This window comes from uncultured Paraglaciecola sp., assembly GCF_943787955.1.
Classification (GTDB): domain Bacteria; phylum Pseudomonadota; class Gammaproteobacteria; order Enterobacterales; family Alteromonadaceae; genus Paraglaciecola.
Genome location: NZ_CALSOK010000010.1, coordinates 283,200 through 301,763 on the forward strand (window position 1 = coordinate 283,200; position 18,564 = coordinate 301,763).

The window sequence follows — 18,564 nt, forward strand, 5'->3', positions numbered from 1 at the left end:
TAAAACTATTACCTAATATAGACTAAATATTTATCCCAAATCGCTTTAACCTTTGTTTGAAAATCAGCAATCGATGGATTAATTGCTGCTAATTTTGCATTTTGTAATGCTAGTCGATGGGCATAGTTTCGGTATTCTAGGTATGCTTGGTTGAGAATATCCGCTTCAGCTTTGGTGATCAGAGATAACCTTGCTAAGTTGGCTAATATTCTCACATTATCAGGCCATTTGGCTAAGCTTGGAAAAGCATTCGTGTGGGTCAGCAGCATAAACTGCACAATAAACTCTATATCTGCTATGCCGCCGGCGTCTTGCTTTAAGTCAATATTTTCAGCGTCTCCTTTAGCTAAGTGGGCTCGCATTTTTTCACGCATAGATACTACTTCATTTGCCAATTCCAATAAGACTCTTGGCTTCGAAAGAACTGTTAACCGTACAGCAGTAAAACATTCCAATAATTCATGACAGCCCAATATAAATCTTGCCCTACAAAGCGCCTGATGCTCCCAGGTCCAAGCGTTTTCAGTTTCATAGGTAGCAAAACCATTTACATGACATACCAGTAAACCGGCATTCCCAGAGGGGCGTAATCGCATATCAACATCATAAAGTAGCCCTAAGCCCGTTTTAATGGTGAATATATGCAAAATACGTTGGGCAAGTTTGATATAGAAACCACTCGCTCCAATTGGTTTCTTACCATCGGTGAGCCGTTGCCCGTCACAGTTATGTAAAAAGACCAAATCTAAGTCTGAGCCATAACCCAACTCCCATCCTCCCAGTTTGCCAAATCCCAATACCGCAAAACCTTTATTTTGAATGTTTTTAGGGCCTTGGGTTTCACATACTGGCACACCGTGTTTGGCAACGATTTGTTGCCATGCTATGTCTACCACTTGAACAATAATCGTTTCGGCCAAATGTGTTAAATGATCACTGACTTGCATAACGGGTAAAGCATTAGAGATGTCGGCCGCTGCGATTTTTAATTGCTGACTCAGTTTAAATTGGCGCAACGTTTCTATTTGTAGTTCTAAATCTTCTGGTTCTACCCGCAGTAATGCTTGGCGCAGTTCATCCGAATATTGGTGAAAGGGCACGGGTTGATATAAAGAAATAGGATCCAGTAGTTCATCTAACAATAATGGAAAACGCGCAATTTGTTCTGTCACCCAGGGACTAGCAGCGCATAATTTAACTAAGTGGAATAATGCCCCTTGGTTTTCAAATAATAACTGCAAGTAAGCCGTTCGCCCTAATACTGCATGTAAGACAGTCAATATGCGTCTGAATAGCTCTGCATGATCTTTAGCTGATGAACTCATAATATTATGGATGATCACTGGCATCAGATTATTGAGAATGGTAAGGCCTCTCTGACCAATTCGCTGCTTAGTTAAACTTTGTTTAAATGCACTGATTTGCTGACACACATCTTCGCTGATGGATAAACCCGTTTCGAACACTTCATCAGCTAAATGCCAATAATCCAATATGCTGTGTGTTTCTTGTGCATTTAATTGCAACTGCCAAAGGTCCTTCGCCCCCTGTTGCAATTCATCTGCAACATCAAGCGCCAATGCGGGGTCCTCTTTGATCAATAACGAAAATTGCTGGTGGACAGCATTGCAGTGTTGAGCTAACTGTTGCATAAAATCTTGATAGTCAGTCATGCCTAGTACATATAACAAACGTTTTTTGTCAATGTCATTGTTGGGTAGCACTTGTGTTTGTTTATCTGCAAACTGCTGCAGGCAATGTTCTATTTTACGCAGCCATAAATAACTGTGTAGCAAATTTTTGGCGCTGTCATCGGGTAATATGTTTAGATTGACTAGTTCTAATAGTGCCAATTGCAAGCTCTGAACTTTCAGACTGGACTCTCGTCCACCATTGATTAATTGCAAGCTTTGCACAATAAATTCTGCTTCCCGGATCCCGCCTTTGCCCAACTTAATATTGTTGGTTAGTCCACGTCTGCGTACTTCTTGCTCGATCATCGATTTCATACTGCGCAGCGACTCAATGGCACTAAAGTCCAGATATCGACGATAAATAAAAGGTTGTAGAATTTCTGATAACTGTTGTGTGTAGGGGCAAGGAGTATTTAAGATCGATGCCTTAAGCATCGCGTAACGCTCCCAGTCTCGCCCTTGTTCTTGGTAATAATCTTCCATCGCATCAAAATGCATCACAAGCGGACCGCTGTCACCAAATGGCCTTAAGCGCATATCCACTCTATATACTTGACCATCAGCGGTAATCTGATCTAGCGCAGTAATGATTTTTTGGGCCAATTTAGTAAAAAACTGTTGGTTCTCGACCGACTTCTTGCCGCCGGAAGTGACACCCACTGCGGGGTAGGTAAAAATTAAATCGATATCTGAGGAAAAGTTAAGTTCTCCTCCGCCCAATTTCCCCATACCCAAGATCAACATGGGTTGCGGCCCAAACTCTCCTTCAGGCAAGCCTAATTGCGGCTGTAAAGATTGATATAACCAGTTGTTAGTTTGGGTGATTAATTGGCGTGCAAGTTCTGATACTTGTGCTAACGAATCCTCAATCGATTGCATGTTGAGCAAATCGCGCCAAGCAATTCGCAGCATATGAAAATTTCTAAACTGTCTGAGTTTTTGGTGTAAAACAGCTTCACTATCAATTTCAGCCAATTGCTTGGCAAGTTTGCCTTGATAATCAATCTGCTCCGCAAAAAGCAGCTTTTCGAGTAGTAGCTCTGCTAACCAAGTCGGATTCTTTCTACATTGCTCAAAGATAAAATCGCTCAATGAAAAGGCCATTTTGATTTGTTCTTCAAATATTTCGAATTGAGCGGAAAATTGCCCATGGGAATGTAGATCCTGCCAGCGCTCATTACCAAGTTCGATGAGCTCGTCTGGAAGTGGCGTAAGTGGATTATTATTCATACTATTTTCCTTCATCCAGCAGCATATTTGATATTGGCGCATCACAAAGGCAGTTGTTGACCAATTTAATTTTGTTGGCCTTGCTTAGTTTTTTAATCCAAATTTCGATTTTTAATGCCTCAGAATGATTGTCCACAATACACCACAACTTCAATATCAACGGACCTTTGCCTTTTAAAGCTTTAGCACATTTAGGACCACTGGACTGATGTTCCGCAAATCGTCGTTCAATGTTGGTGCAAATGCCAGTGTAATATTGGTTTAATTTGTTTTCGACAATGTAGATGTACCATGGAGTCACTTTGTTTTACCGTGGTGGTTGTTTTTGGGATAGGGGAGGGATTGTACATGATAGGGAATATTATGCCCTAGCGGGCACTGCCATCCCTCGCGGCGGCCGTATGGCATTTTTCTCACAGCATCCCTTTTGTGCGATTTAATTTTTATACCTCAATAATTATAAAGCATGCGCTAGCGCTTACCGTCATTCCGCGCGGCGATTGCCCTACTAAATTGAAGGAATAGTTGGCGAGCCTTGAGTCGAGGGTAAGTCAAAAGAAAAGGCATCGACTTCGCCGACTAAACTCTTTGGTGGCTCTGCCACTGCTTTTCCGCCTTTAAAGTTTCAGCAAAAAATGGCTTATTCTTGGAGCAAATGACATGGGTGAAACTGGTGTTTTTAATAGCTCGGCTTCGCTCAGTTAAACAGCTCAACAAGCGACCGCCATGGACGGCGGAAGGAAGAACAATGCAGGAGCAATTGTCGAGAAGTCGAGATTAGGTGGCGATCATCATTGATGTGCGAGTGACTAAGTTAAAGCGTTTGCATCGGGTAGGAAAAGAACATTTGTAACGACAACTCGGCTGGCGCCCCTAAAATAAGCCATTTTTGCGGTTAAGAGCTTTAGCAGTGGCGGCATTGTTTCAAAGCAATCTGCAGATTACCGAGCGGGGCGCTGCTGTTTGTACTTATTAGTTGAATTCAAATATAAGGTTCTCTTGAATCGGCGCATCATTAAACAAAGAATTTGATTTAAATCAAATTCTTTTTGGTGAATGGTTTTATTCTTCTTATAGTTTAAATTCGATTAGATAAGATAAGTAGTTGCCTTTAGAACAGGGAAATAATGGAATTGTAAAAAGCTCTATTTTTTAAGGTCATAATTAAGAGCTGAACGTTCCTATTCTAATCAATGAGCAGTACCTGCATAAATGCAACTCGCGAAGGGTGTTTGATATTTTGTTTCGCGACTAATAGGTTTTACTTTGAGGAACATAAAGTGAAAAAACACCTCCTACTGCCACGTTCTCTCTCTATTCATAGCTGTGCACCTGTATGGCTGACTGATGGGACCTATTACTCCACGGAGAACATTTCCGTCTCACTCTGTATTGCCCCTAAGGAATATTTACTATGCTGAAAAAGTACGGCATTACCTGCCTGATATTAATTTCCAGTTATTTGCCATTTGGATCTGCTTCGGCGGTGATGATCGGTTTTTCACCTAGTAGTATTACCGTCAATGTGGGTGATACCTTTGATGTCGATGTGGTGATTTCTGATTTGTTTGCCTCGGGTGAAATTGTCTCTACATTTGATCTTGATGTAACTTACGACGCTGCAATATTAAATGCGACGGCAGTGAGTTTTGGATCGTATTTGGACGATGCTTTGGGTTTATCATTTCAGGATGCAGAATTCACCTTAGGACGAATCGATTTTTCTGAACTTTCCTTTCTGGGCGACTCTGAATTACAAGCTATACAAGTCGATAGTTTTACCCTAGCAACCTTGTCATTTGAAGCACTTGCTGCAGGCGTCAGCTCACTTTTCTTTGATCCAAACACCTTACCAGGTGTCTATGTCATTGGTCTTGACCCATCGACCTCATTAGATCTAAGTGCGTCCATCGGTACGGGTGACGTAAGGGTTGCAGCGGTAAAGGTCGCTGAACCCAGTATCCTGTTTGTGATGATTACCGGTTGGCTGGGATTCGCTATTACACAGCGTAAACGGTTTAAGAGATTGACTAGTTAGAATGATTTTTTATTGCAGTAATTTATTAGAGACGTTTAATCAATAAAATAAAGCCTAACGATAAGCTAAGCATTAAGAGTCTAATCCATCAGGATTAAGTAGCGTTAGCCAATCGTTATTGAATGACACTACATTTTCATAAGGATGGATGTCCCAATGAATGCTTACCGTACCAATATTTTCGCCTTACTATTAATCATACTATTGTGTCCATTCTCGGTATCTGCTCAGGTCTGTGATGTGGACAACGACGGCGATATCGATCGCAATGATGTCGGTCAAATATTTGCGGCCCGCAATACTCCAGCCTCTGGCCCTGATGATCCCAGGGATGCGAACGGCGATGGCATGATTAGTATAAACGATGGGCGATTTTGCACCCTGCAATGCACTTTACCCCGCTGTGCAATTGTCACGCCTCCCGCAGATGTAGCTATCATCGATATTGCGCCTTCTCCATTAAATTTTGGCGAGGTTTTTGTCGGCAGCTCGGTCAATTTACCCCTAGTTGTTAGCAATACGGGTACGGCAACTCTGAGTGTTAGTAATATTACTAGCAGCGGTGCAGCGTTCACCGTATTCCCGCCCACCGCCTTTGATATTGCTGAAGGTGGTCTAGCGCGCAATGTCGAGATTGGCTTTAGTCCAGATGTGGCTGGCCCCTTCAACGGTGTAATCACTTTTACCAGTAATGCCGATAACGAGGATCCGGTACTTATCGCTGTAAGCGGTCAAGGCGTCGATCCTACGCTATTGCTGGAGCCGGATATTGATGTCAATGACAGTATCGATTTTGGTGCGATTGCCGAAGAAGCCAGTGTTGAACAACTGCTGACTATACGCAATGTTGGCGATGCGCCCTTAGACGTTAGCGATATCTCCAGCGACAACTCGGCGTTTGTGGTATCTGCGCTGGGTGGCGATAGCATTCCTTTTACCCTTGACCCGGGAGCCGCACAAAATGTGTCCGTGGTTTTCACCGCCCCTCCTGCCACCGCTGGATCGACCATTAAGGGGAAACTGACCATCATTAGCAATGACCCGGACGAATCCCTTCGCGATGTATTGCTGGTTGGCGATGTATTACAAACCTTTGCTGCGCTGGTGAATAATCCAATCCTGGGTGCCAATGTCGATGATGTGATTGGCAACGGGAATTGTGCCAATGTTAGCGGTGAAGTTCAATTTTCTGCCAGTGGCAGTGCCGATACATTCAACGTGACCTTGATGGATCAAGGTGGTGTTTCCACTAGTAGTGGTTCTTTTTCCTACGGTGGTAGTGGAGGCGTCGTCGTTTTCGATGGTATTGATGCCTGTGGGCTGGACGACGGCATTCTTGAACTGAGTGTAAATCTGGGCACACCCGATCCATTTGTGGGCACGCCCGCAATCAAGCTGACATCCACATTCCCCGCACCGGTTCTTGCCCCAGTGGAACCTGTCAGTGTCTTGTCGACAATCGAGGTTTGCGGTACATCCCGTGAAAACACAACGGTCAAAATTGGGGGTGGTGCCAGCATTGTATCGACCAGGCTAGATGCATTCACTACCAGTTTCTGCCTCGACGTACCCTTGCGTGTTAATACGCAAAATACCCTAATCGCGACTGCGATTGATAATCTGGCCGCTCCCCCCAGACCGGCAGCGTCGGCTGTTCCTGTGCAGGTGGTCCATGTTGATCCATCATCAATCGTTATTGCTGAGGCCTCATCACGCCCACTCACTATTGAAGAAACCGAGTTGCTGGTGGAAAACGGCGTTATAAATCTGGATAACCCGAGCAACTTCAATGTTTCGATGTTTACCATCGTGATCACCATCGGTCAGTTTCCGGTCACCTACAGTCAACCAGTTGCGGTACCCACAACGCCTAGTGTTAGTTATGGCAGCCCGGGCGGTGGTGGCGGATGGACTACCGGCGGTGGAGGTATCCCTAGCGGCACTCCAAGGCCTGTCACCGGCTGCGTTACCGGCTGCTCCAACATAGTCGTGATCAAGACACCGACAGGACAGACTATCCCCGGAGTCATCATCATCGATGGTCGTATCAAAACCCTTAAAGAATTCTTCCAGGTTACTATTGCCATACAGAATACATCTAGCGGGTTTGTACTTGCCGATATGCAGGCGAACATCATACTGCCAGCAGGTTTGTCGCCAGTGCGTGCGGGTCCTGGAACCGATGTTGCCGATGTTAATACCGCTGGTGAAACCGATAGTGTTGTGATTGGTGATATCGGCCCGATGGGTACGGGTACCGGTCAATTTATCATCCGCGGCGACGGCATTGGCACCCACAATGTCGATGTTGATTTCAACGGTTTTCTCACCGATGGAGGTCTGACCACGCCATTTCCAATCAGCGGTTCGGCCGGTACTTCAGTGCAGGTTTATGGACCGCCCACACTGGATGTGGTCGTGCGCCATCCGAGTAAGGTTGGCGAAGATGATGTGGTTGCAGGAGAGATTTATGAGCTGATTGTCGAAATCACCAACACTTCTCCCCGTCCAGCCCTATATAGCAGTCTGGAATTGTTTGTCGGTGGGCAGGCTATACTGGTGGATGCCGAAGGCAATGATATTCCGAATTCTAATGAAATTCGCAGCTTCGGTCATATTCCCTCAGGCAGAACTGTCTCTGCAGCATTCCGGGTGAAGTCGTCACTGCAAGGTGAAATTATTGCCTGTCAGGCGATTGCGAGTGAAAACATCAGCCTCACGGTTGACACGGGGCCGGATGGTACGGCCTGTAATATTGCCAATACCTACCCAGCTAACTTCGAAGCCTTACCAGCAGATCAACCACCGGTAGTGATCGGCATTAATCCCTTGAACGGTCAGCCGAATATTCCGGTAACCAGTTCTGTACTGGCTACTCTGACACCAGAAAGCGCCTGTATTGTTGGCGATACTTTTAATAATGTTCTGGTAGATCAGATCGATCCAAGTGATGCTAGCAAAGGTCTGCAGGTTATTGCCTATGATCTGCTGCAGGCAGGTACCTTTTACCTCGAAGAGTTGGATGCTTTTGGCAATCCGCTCAGGCATATCCCAACCGACCTGACGGTTGAAACTCCGCCTGCCGGCGGCACTACCATTGCGGTATTGCGTCTCGGTCTAGATGCACCACATCCCAACAGCCAGTACTTTCTCCGTGACAATACAACGTATAGGGCAACTCTGGTGAGTGGTGATGGCGTGGCGGGGGGTAATGATGGGATCTGTAGCGAGGCGTCCGGGGCTGAAATGGAGGAAAACTTCACCTGGACTTTCAGCACCGAGCAAAGCTGTAATGCGCTAGACGCACCCATCGCCTCAATGAGTGCGCCAATAGACGGTTCGATTGATCAACCACTGAATCAATCAATTGTGCTCAACTTTAGCAAACGTATGAACCCGGCCAGTTTTGCTTTTGTTCCTTTCGATCTATCAAGCAGCAGTTTCAGTGTCTATGCTGATGCTGTCGAGTCGTCTGGTGATATTAGTGGCGGCTCGCCGGTGGCCGGCAATGGCGTATTTAGCAACCTGAACAGAACGCTGACTTATGCGCCGCTGAGTAATTTTGCAGAAGACATACCGGTTCATGTTCGACTTACCGATGGTCCGCGCGATGTTTGTGGCAATCCCTTGCAAACTCCCCCGATTGGTGTGCAGTTAATGAGTTTCCGGACTATTCCACCGGATACCCTGGCACCTGTTTTACCGTTGGTTAACCCGATCGTTGATATTACCAATCTATCATCGGTACAGATCAGTGGTGAGGCAGAAGCAGGTAGCATCGTGACTGTCCTGGGTGGTTTAGCGGCGGTTGATACACCTGCCTCGGCAGCTGGATTTTTCAATGTCTCGGTTCCGCTAAACTTAAATGCGACGAATAGTTTGTCGGTGCTGGCAACCGATGCCTCTGGCAATATCTCAACCGCCACCTCGGTCGATAGTAATGGCCAATCACTCGCAATTATAAATGACAATGTCCGGCCACAGCTTGCTACGGTTTCACCTGCCAGCGGCAGTCTGGATGTCGCCAGAGACGTAGTGATCCAAGTTGTATTTAATGAGCCGATCAAAGCCGATACGGTAAACAATCTAAACTTTACCTTAGAAGGTTCAGCAATTCCCGGATCTCTGGCGATTGTAGGCGACAGCGGATTCTCGTTTACGCCTGACGAGCTGCTAGATTTCAACAAAACCTACACAATCCGAAACCGCGCCAACGGTGTGCGCGATCTCGCGGGTAATGGCTTGCTTAATGAAAGTGTGGCCAGTTTCACCACGGAAGGTTTTCCATTACCAACCATCTCCAGCGTCGCACCTGAAACAGGCGTTCAGGACACGATTTTTTTAGTCACTTTCAACGGTAATAATTTGTCAACTGCCTCGGCGGTAGTATCGAATAATCCGGGCGTTACCGGCAGCATACTCAGCGCCAATGATAATACTGCGACGGCTGAAGTCACTGTTAATGCCCTGGCAACTACTGGCTTGACCACGCTCGGACTGACAACACTCGGTGGTAGCGCCACGGCAACCTTTACGGTATTGCATAAAGCGCCCGTGATCAGTGCCATTGTGCCTAATAGTGGCGATCAGGGGACTACCGTCAATGGGCAAATCCAGGGCATTGGTTTAAGGGATATCAGCAGTATTGTTATTGATGGAACTGGGGTGACTGTAGTAGACCTCACGACCGGCAATGATAGAGTGCGTAATGTACAGTTTGTCATTGATGCTGCTGCATCTGTGGGCCCACGTATTGTAACAGTCACTACCCCTGGTGGCAGCGACACCGCTGGGTTTACTGTGATTGAGTTCACTCCGGTGATCCCTACTTTGACCTCAGTGACACCAGATAACGGCGAGCAGGCATCAAGTTTTAACCTTACATTTGCCGGTAGCGCCCTAGCTGGGGTAAGCGCAGTTATTTCCCCAAATCCGGAGATTAGCGCTACCATTGTGAGTACTAGTAGTACCTCTGTCGTCGCGAATATAAGCATCTCTGCATCGGCAACTGTGGGTACCACTAGTTTGTCCCTTGTCTCGCCCCAGGGTACGTCGAACGCCTTGCCATTTACCGTCAATGAAGCTTTGAATATTATCACCCTGTCCCCGGCCTTGCTAAATTTAGACACTCTGGAGAGCGCTAACCTAAATGTTGCAATAGCTACAGTGGCGGGTGCTGGCGGTCAGCTTATCGAGCTGTTAAGCAGTGATACCACCGTAGGGACTGTGCCGGCTTCGGTGACGATCCCAGAGGGTAGTAATAATACGGCGTTTGTATTAACTACCTTAAATCTATCTGGGATCACAAACATTACAGCTTCTGCTGGAGGATTTGCTTCCGATACAAGTCAAATTAATGTAAATGCCCGGACGATGTCCCTAGATCTGCTCAGCCCGTTTATCGGTGTTGGCCGTCGCAGCAGCGCCAGTGTGATATTGACCCAACCGGCGCCCGCCGGCGGTGTGACAGTTAATTTATCTACCGGAAATGCATCGGTGGCTACGGTCACTCCGGCGAGTGTCTTTATTGCGGCAGGTGCAACGACCAATACATTTGATATAGATGGTTTAATCATCGGCACCACACCATTAACTGCTTCTGCCACTGGTTACAGTGATGTAGTTGAGGATGTGTTTGTCACCAGCACCAATATCATTAACTTTGGCTTGATACCGGATGTAGCGCCAGGGCAAAGTGCCAGTTTGCCCACCAGTCTTGGTCAAGCGGCTCCTGCAGGTGGATTAATCATAAACTTTACCAGCAGTAATCCGGCCATTGCGACTGTTACATCTAGCGTATTTATTCCTGAAGGATTGCAGGTTCCCGCCGCGAATCCACAAATTACTGGCATATTGATCGGATCGGTGCAAATAACCGGCACAGCAACTGGCTTTGCACCGGATATAAGGGTCGCTGATGTTACCGTCGACTCCAGCTTCTCCCCAGCGGCTATATCCGTTATCGAAGCAGGTACCCAAAATATTAGCTTGCAAATCTCTGCCCCCGCCCCTGTGGGGGGGTTAACATTCAGTCTCACTACCGATAACACCGGTATTGCGACCGTGCCGGCCACAGTAACGGTGAACGTGGGTGAAACTTCAGCTCAAGTTCTCGTCACGGGTGTTGCAGTCGGTACGACGACGTTAAGAGCTAATGCACCGGGCATTAACGAATCAAGCGCAACAATAAACGTTAATACTCTACCCGCGATGAATATCGGAAATACGACCGTTGGTAAGGACTTACAGGTGGGTCTTTCAGGTTCGCTGGGATTAGTTGCTCCTGCGGGACATGTGCAGGTGACCTTGACTAGCTCAGATCCGAGCAAAATATTGCTATCCGCGAGCCGCACGACAGCAGGGAGTGGAAGTATAACGATCCAGGTGAATGCTGGCAGTTCCTTTATCCCAACATTTTATGTTCAATCTCTGACAGATACCGGTACCATTACAATTACCGCATCGGCGCCCGGTTATGCTACCGATACGAGCACTGTTACTTCGGCACCCTCGGGATTCTGGCTCAATGCCAATGACTTTACGCGGGATGTGTTTGCGGCTAACGTGGGTATTCAATTACGTTCGGCACGCCTAAATCCGACCACCCTGAACTTTGCTAGCCACGAAGAATTACGGGCCGGACAATCGATAAGCGTGGATTTAACCAACAGTGATCCCGCGGTTGGAGCACTCACGGTTAATCCTGTGGTATTCAATGGTGGAGCAGGTACAGCCCAAAATACTGCGTTTGACCCGATAGCTGGGGGTGCGACCACCATTGCGCTGGTGCAACCTGCAGGTTTTGATGTACCAGCCAATGTGAATAGCAGTCTTGTCGCCACAGTAACGGCGCCTAATATCAATATAGGTAACGTGACCGTGGGTAAAGACTTGCAGGTAGGCACCTTTATATCGTTGTCCAATGCACCGCCGAGCCCAGTCGATGTCACTGTGACGATAGCCAACAGCAGTGTTGCACTGATATCTACCAGCAGGACCGCAGTGGGCAGCAGCACAGTGACCTTTAGCGGGGTGACTTCGACCTCCGTTGGTACTATATACGTGCAGGGTTTAAATATCGGTTCCACTCAGATCACGGTTCAGGCCGCAGCCTACAATGACGATACCGGCAACGTGACTGTTGACCCCTCGGGATTCTGGCTCAATGCCAATGACTTTACGCGGGATGTGTTTGCGGCTAACGTGGGTATTCAATTACGTTCGGCACGCCTGAATCCGACCACCCTGAACTTTGCTAGCCACGAAGAATTACGGGCCGGACAATCGATAAGCGTGGATTTAACCAACAGTGATCCCGCGGTTGGAGCACTCACGGTTAATCCTGTGGTATTCAATGGTGGAGCAGGTACAGCCCAAAATACTGCGTTTGACCCGATAGCTGGGGGTGCGACCACCATTGCGCTGGTGCAACCTGCAGGTTTTGATGTACCAGCCAATGTGAATAGCAGTCTTGTCGCCACAGTAACGGCGCCTAATATCAATATAGGTAACGTGACCGTGGGTAAAGACTTGCAGGTAGGCACCTTTATATCGTTGTCCAATGCACCGCCGAGCCCAGTCGATGTCACTGTGACGATAGCCAACAGCAGTGTTGCACTGATATCTACCAGCCGGACCGCCGTGGGCAGTAGCACAGTGACCTTTAGCGGGGTGACTTCGACCTCCGTTGGTACTATATATGTGCAGGGTTTAAATATCGGTTCCACTCAGATCACGGTTCAGGCCGCAGCCTACAATGACGATACCGGCAACGTGACTGTTGACCCCTCGGGATTCTGGCTCAATGCCAATGACTTTACGCGGGATGTGTTTGCGGCTAACGTGGGTATTCAATTACGTTCGGCACGCCTGAATCCGACCACCCTGAACTTTGCTAGCCACGAAGAATTACGGGCCGGACAATCGATAAGCGTGGATTTAACCAACAGTGATCCCGCGGTTGGAGCACTCACGGTTAATCCTGTGGTATTCAATGGTGGAGCAGGTACAGCCCAAAATACTGCGTTTGACCCGATAGCTGCAGGTGCGACCACCATTGTGCTGGTGCAACCTGCAGGTTTTGATGTACCAGCCAATGTGAATAGCAGTATTGTCGCCACAGTAACGGCGCCCAGTATCAACATAGGTAACGTGACCGTGGGTAAAGACTTGCAGGTAGGCACCTTTATATCGTTGTCCAATGCACCGCCGAGCCCGGTCGATGTTACCGTGACGATTGCTGCGAGCAGTGTTGCACTGATATCTACCAGCCGGACCGCCGTGGGCAGTAGCACAGTGACCTTTAGCGGGGTGACTTCGACCTCCGTTGGTACTATATACGTGCAGGGTTTAAATATCGGTTCCACTCAGATCACGGTTCAGGCCGCAGCCTACAATGACGATACCGGCAACGTGACTGTTGACCCCTCGGGATTCTGGCTCAATGCCAATGACTTTACGCGGGATGTGTTTGCGGCTAACGTGGGTATTCAATTACGTTCGGCACGCCTGAATCCGACCACCCTGAACTTTGCTAGCCACGAAGAATTACGGGCCGGACAATCGATAAGCGTGGATTTAACCAACAGTGATCCCGCGGTTGGAGCACTCACGGTTAATCCTGTGGTATTCAATGGTGGAGCAGGTACAGCCCAAAATACCGCGTTTGACCCGCTGAGTGCTGGTGCGACCAACATCGAACTGTTGCAACCGGCGGGATTTGATGTACCGGCCAATCTGAATAGCAGCATTGTGGCAACGGTGACAGCACCCTAATATTTGCTAGATTAGGCTGAGTTAAGGAATAATCCTTGAGGGGAAAAGATGAGATCTATTTATTCAATTATTTTGTTTGTATTGGCAATGGACTGCCATGCAGATTCAGTTTTTCATGTGTCGCGATTAACCGAGAATATAAATAATTCTTCTCATCTTGGTAATCTACATATTCAGGGAGTTGGAACCGTGAATCTTTTCGCTCGTAAGAACGGAAACCAGATAATTATTCGTGCTCAAGACCCGGATGGAAAAGTAATTGGTAAAGCAGAAACTGTTGCAGGTTTGAAAGAGACACCAATATACATTTCAGTTTCCGGTGGCTTAGAAAAAGTCACCATTTATTGGGGCACTACTAACTGACGTGTTTCACTAACTTTGCCTACCCCAGTTTATATGATTATCTCTTAACTGGGGTGACCGTATTTAGTTGATCACGTCACACACAGCGTGAGTGATATTCAAAATTTGACATAAGTAGTCAAACGGCTATTCAATTCATCTGATTTCGATAACTTGACCGAACTGCTAAAAGGCATACCCAAGTTCGTCAACCAAAGTTTCATGGACTAGATACTGTAAAGATAAACCCTTAACAGCGAGGTGAACCCCATTCGATTTGAAATGGGGTTTGGCAAATGGGCTGAGAGGTGTTGAAGATAGATTGGATGGGCAAACATATAGATCTGGAAATCGTGGTTCCTCGGACGATAAAGACCAAAGGTTAGTCTGGTTACTCGTGAAATAGCACTTATACTCCCCCTTATATTATGTCGCTCAGCCGACATTATTGTCCCAGTTTAGTGAGTGGATGTGGATGTTAAAAATTCGAAGAGGTAAAAAATGAATGAACATGTACCCTCCACTTACCCTACCAAACGCTATTATCTCGATTGACTATCCACCTCAAGCCAAGCATTAACAAATGTATGGTCAATATTTAATGATGTGTATATTTGAACTCAAACTTTTAGGCTACTCAAAAATTTAGGACCTAATTCTGGCGTTTATTAAACCGACTAAGCTTATTTTGTTTTTTTATTACTGCTATACATTTCTGGCCTAACAGGCGGGAGCACGGCACTGGCAGAAGAGCTTACTAAACCACAAGCCCTAAAAATCGCTTACCTGCCAGATTATCAGCCATTTTCCTCGAAGCTACCCAGCGGTAAACCCATCGGCTTATATATCGATATATGGCGTTTATGGTCAGAAACCATGGGTATTCCGGTCACCTTTGTGTCCTCAAACAGCTTTACTGAAAACATCGATAATTTAAAGTCCGGAGAAGTAGATTTCCTGTTGGGCCTTTTTATTAATGATGAAAGAGCCGAATGGGCAGATTTTTCCTTGCTTATTCACAAGGTAGATACCGGCTTATTTTTTCATGGCGATGCGATAAAGCCTAAAAAGCTCCGGGATTTGGCCAATAAACGGATTGCAGTTCAAGAAAGTTTTTTTCAAGAAGGTTATTTGAAAAAGAACTATCCCGAACTAGACATAATTGCATTTGACAACATTGCTGATTCGATTGACGCTTTGTTAAATAAAGATATTGATATCATCTTTCACGAAATTCCTGCAATGGATGCACTCCTTGGCCGAAAGGGACTAACAGGTGCGTTCACCTTAAGCGACGAGATACTCCTGAGTAATTCCGTTCACGCTATGGTTGTCAAGGGCCGTTCTGGATTGCTAAAAAAAATCAACGAGGGTATCCAGTTTATCCCGATTTTAAAACTAATCGAATTAGAGACACGATGGTTGAGAAGTAAAACCCCTTTTTTCCAGAAAAACAGTTATTGAATGTTCCCTCATTGAGCAGTAAACAAGTGGAGTGGTTACGTCTGCATCAGAGTTTTAGTTTGGGGATATCGCCTCTGTTAGAGCCCTTTGAGACCTTGAATGAAGATGGGGATATTAGTGCCGATTATATTGGGATCTAAAAACAAAAGTTGGCACTTGATTTGACACCGACACTAGGTTTGTCCTGGACACAGCTAATAGAGCAAATCAAAATTGGAAAAATTGACATCTTACCTTCGGTTGTTAAAACCCCAGAACGCAGCAATTTTCTGGTTTTCACAGAGGCCTACATTACCTTGCATCTGGTTGTTGCAACCCATATAAACTCAGGGTTTTTGACAGATTTGGACGATCTTGAAGGCAAGGTGGTAGGTATTGAAAGAAGCACACCCGCGAAAGGATTGCTGTAGGAAAATTACTCAGGGCTCCGGCTTCTGGAGGTTGATGATGCCAGGCATGGTATGTTATTGCTGCAGCAGCGGAAAATAGATGCTTTTATACACATTTGGGGGTTATTCAATACCTATTAAATACGGATGATTTTGAGAATATAAGAGTGGCAGCATATACCCCCTACAAGCTGGAAATAGCCATAGGGGTGCGTGCCGATACTGGATAAAGCGCTAAAGACGATTAGCGCCAAACAACGGACCTCAATCACTAAAAACTGGCTGGCGATCCAGGTTAACGTTGGCACCGATATAAGTACGTTTTACTCTACACCGCGTCCAGGTTGAATATTCGCTTGGAATAGCCAGGGACAGGGCTGAAAGTGCCAATAGGCTAAGGATGAATTTTTAGCCAATATGAGCCATGAAATTAGAACACCGATGAATGCAGTGCTAGGTATGTCTTACATGTTAGGTGAGTCGGGATTGACAGAGGCACAAATGAAACTTAATCGAACCTTGAGCAGTTCCGCCTCGTCCTTATTAGTGATAATCAACGACATTTTAGATTTATCCAAAATCGAAGCGGGTAAAATTGAGTTCGAGTCCATTCCCTTCAATTTGACAGAGGTCTTCAAAAACATCGAGGCACAGCTCCAGTCCTACTAAAAGATGTATTGGTTGTACTGAATATTGGCATTGACTCAGATATCCCAAGTCGGTTAACCGGCGACCCTCTAAGGGTTTGACAAGTCCTGCTAAATCTGGCCAATAATGCGGCGAAATTCACCCATCAAGGCCGTGTTGCAATCAGCGCTAAACTGCTTAGCAAAGGGACTCAACGGCTGAAAATTGAGGTTAAGGGAGTGATACCGGTATAGGAATGCCCCTTGAACAGCAAACAAACTTGTTCAAAACATACAATCAGGCTGACTCCTCTACCACCCGTAATTACGGTGGAACAGGCTTAGGTTTATCTATTAGTAAAAAATTGTTTGAGTTAATGGGGGCGGTGATCTCGGTAAAAAGTGAGCAAGGCGTCGGCAGTCATTTTTCTTTCGTGCTGCCGCTCAAGTATCAGCTCGAAGATGAAAAAATTGATAGTTCGACCGAAAATAATACATTGCCAGAGGCTTCGCTTTTAGTTCTAAAGGGCAACCAGGTGTTACTGGTTGATGATAATATAATTAACCTGACTATTGCTGAGGTAATGTTAGACCATGCAGGGATAGCTGTCGTCACCGCTGAAGATGGGCAGCTGGCGATAGATGCCGTTAAGCAAAACAGTTTTGATGCAATCCTTATGGATATTCAAATGCCCGTGATGGACGGTTACGAGGCAACTAAATATATCAGGACCCAGTTAGAGCTCACCCGTATCCCGATCATAGCACTGTCAGTAAACGTGATGCCTTCCGATGTTCAGAAATCGCTCGATATAGGAATGAACGCCCATATAGGTAAGCCGCTTAATCTGGATGTCTTAATTAAAACCCTTGTTGAGCAGATAGACATCCACTTACATAGAGAAGATACACTGGCGAAATACCGCTCACCAGAAGTAATTGCCCACTCAGAAAGCACCAGCCGTTTTTGGACAAAGCGTTGCTGCGAATGAATGGCATTTCCCTTTTCAAGTAGCGAGAACGCAGCACAAAATCGGCTGGTGCTTTCCCAAAGGGTGAGCTTTAAAGCGGCTTTAAATCTCAATTAGAGGGTCAATACTTATGGCGATTAGTATAAGTTCACTAACCTTCAATCTCACAATATACTCGGTAACAGGTTTTAATTAGAATATATATTTGAGTGTACAACTGTACGCTCAAAATATATGATGAAATCCTGTTTTTATCATGATCCAATTAATGAATCATTCTAGCACTTTGCAAACAACTTATTCGCCACTTGAAGAGAGACTCAATGCCATAAGTCATGGCGTTGGGGTAATCGCTGCCACTGTAGGTTTGATTTTTTTGTTGTTAAAAGTCGAGGGCATATATGGGCAATTTGCTTGTTTAATTTATGGCCTGTCGATGATCTTGATGTTTCTATCATCAACCCTTTACCATTGGGCCAAAAGCCCTAACCTAAAAGCCTTGCTTAAGGTCGTAGACCACTGTGCAATATACTTATTGATAGCGGGTACTTACACACCATTTATGCTTTTAGCCATTGGTGGTTGGGTAGGGTTGGCTGGGATGATAATAGTCTGGTCGATTGCTTTGGTAGGCATAACCTGTAAAATTTTTGCCAATCAACGGTTTCCGAAGTTATCGGTTATTACGTATTTATTAATGGGTTGGATAGCCATCTTCTTTATCTATCCCTTGTATAATGCATTAACCACCCAAGGATTATGGTTATTGGTTGCCGGTGGACTCTGTTACACGGTAGGTGTGCTGTTTTATGTGGCTAAAAAAGTCCAGTTTACTCATGCAATTTGGCATGTGTTTGTGGTTGCTGGGTGCATATGTCATTTCTTTTCTATCTATTATCATGTCATTTAATCGGCTCTAGAAATAATACAGTCAACCTTTAAAACTCATACTCTTTTTAAATGTAATTGCGGTATTTGATTGCTAAGCCTTGGGCAGATAGCTTATGCTAAGAATAGGATTTTTATTTTAACGGA

The 18,564-nt window shown here is 45.8% G+C and carries 12 protein-coding genes and 2 pseudogenes; 10 read left to right on the top strand and 4 right to left on the bottom strand.

What is annotated here, in order from left to right; genetic code table 11:
* Window positions 1-8: 8 nt before the first annotated feature.
* Window positions 9-2,924 (bottom strand): bifunctional [glutamate--ammonia ligase]-adenylyl-L-tyrosine phosphorylase/[glutamate--ammonia-ligase] adenylyltransferase, encoded by a 2,916-nt coding sequence (glnE, locus tag Q0Y52_RS09005; RefSeq protein ID WP_297820761.1) that lies wholly within the window; start codon window positions 2,922-2,924, stop codon window positions 9-11.
* Between the two features lies 1 nt (window position 2,925).
* Window positions 2,926-3,225 carry a GIY-YIG nuclease family protein gene (locus tag Q0Y52_RS09010; protein WP_297820763.1) on the bottom strand — a complete coding sequence of 100 codons (300 nt, stop codon included), beginning with the start codon at window positions 3,223-3,225 and terminating at the stop codon, window positions 2,926-2,928.
* Between the two features lie 1,113 nt (window positions 3,226-4,338).
* On the opposite strand from Q0Y52_RS09010, the gene Q0Y52_RS09015 reads away from it, so the two are divergent.
* Both Q0Y52_RS09015 and Q0Y52_RS19510 read left to right on the top strand, forming a co-directional pair.
* Window positions 4,339-4,962, top strand: coding sequence for a cohesin domain-containing protein (locus tag Q0Y52_RS09015; RefSeq protein WP_297820765.1), 624 nt, complete (start codon window positions 4,339-4,341; stop codon window positions 4,960-4,962).
* 348 nt (window positions 4,963-5,310) lie between these two features.
* Window positions 5,311-6,000 (top strand): annotated as a pseudogene (locus Q0Y52_RS19510) (choice-of-anchor D domain-containing protein); the annotation flags it as partial.
* A 45-nt stretch (window positions 6,001-6,045) separates the two neighbouring features.
* On the opposite strand, the gene Q0Y52_RS09020 reads toward Q0Y52_RS19510, so the two are convergent.
* Both Q0Y52_RS09020 and Q0Y52_RS09025 read right to left on the bottom strand, forming a co-directional pair.
* Window positions 6,046-6,198 carry a hypothetical protein gene (locus tag Q0Y52_RS09020; RefSeq protein ID WP_297820767.1) on the bottom strand — a complete coding sequence of 51 codons (153 nt, stop codon included), beginning with the start codon at window positions 6,196-6,198 and terminating at the stop codon, window positions 6,046-6,048.
* A 474-nt stretch (window positions 6,199-6,672) separates the two neighbouring features.
* Complete coding sequence (locus Q0Y52_RS09025; protein ID WP_297820769.1) at window positions 6,673-7,227, bottom strand: hypothetical protein; 555 nt, start codon at window positions 7,225-7,227, stop codon at window positions 6,673-6,675.
* Between the two features lie 564 nt (window positions 7,228-7,791).
* On the opposite strand from Q0Y52_RS09025, the gene Q0Y52_RS09030 reads away from it, so the two are divergent.
* From Q0Y52_RS09030 to Q0Y52_RS09065, 8 genes and pseudogenes are all read left to right on the top strand, one after another.
* The gene (locus tag Q0Y52_RS09030) at window positions 7,792-13,737 is read left to right on the top strand and encodes an Ig-like domain-containing protein (protein ID WP_297820771.1); all 5,946 of its coding nucleotides are present in this window, start codon (window positions 7,792-7,794) and stop codon (window positions 13,735-13,737) included.
* A 48-nt stretch (window positions 13,738-13,785) separates the two neighbouring features.
* Window positions 13,786-14,100 (top strand): hypothetical protein, encoded by a 315-nt coding sequence (locus Q0Y52_RS09035; protein WP_297820773.1) that lies wholly within the window; start codon window positions 13,786-13,788, stop codon window positions 14,098-14,100.
* A gap of 756 nt (window positions 14,101-14,856) precedes the next feature.
* Window positions 14,857-15,543: a transporter substrate-binding domain-containing protein gene (locus Q0Y52_RS09040; protein ID WP_297821495.1), complete on the top strand. Its 687-nt coding sequence runs from the start codon at window positions 14,857-14,859 to the stop codon at window positions 15,541-15,543.
* Between the two features lie 11 nt (window positions 15,544-15,554).
* On the top strand, window positions 15,555-15,683 hold the full coding sequence (locus Q0Y52_RS09045) for a hypothetical protein (RefSeq protein WP_297820774.1): 129 nt from the start codon (window positions 15,555-15,557) through the stop codon (window positions 15,681-15,683).
* A 9-nt stretch (window positions 15,684-15,692) separates the two neighbouring features.
* Window positions 15,693-15,953: a transporter substrate-binding domain-containing protein gene (locus Q0Y52_RS09050; RefSeq protein WP_297820776.1), complete on the top strand. Its 261-nt coding sequence runs from the start codon at window positions 15,693-15,695 to the stop codon at window positions 15,951-15,953.
* A gap of 384 nt (window positions 15,954-16,337) precedes the next feature.
* A pseudogene (locus tag Q0Y52_RS09055) lies at window positions 16,338-16,601 on the top strand (histidine kinase dimerization/phospho-acceptor domain-containing protein); the annotation flags it as partial.
* A gap of 208 nt (window positions 16,602-16,809) precedes the next feature.
* Window positions 16,810-17,550, top strand: coding sequence for a response regulator (locus Q0Y52_RS09060; RefSeq protein ID WP_297821497.1), 741 nt, complete (start codon window positions 16,810-16,812; stop codon window positions 17,548-17,550).
* Between the two features lie 247 nt (window positions 17,551-17,797).
* Window positions 17,798-18,439 carry a hemolysin III family protein gene (locus Q0Y52_RS09065; protein ID WP_297820778.1) on the top strand — a complete coding sequence of 214 codons (642 nt, stop codon included), beginning with the start codon at window positions 17,798-17,800 and terminating at the stop codon, window positions 18,437-18,439.
* Window positions 18,440-18,564 lie beyond the last annotated feature (125 nt).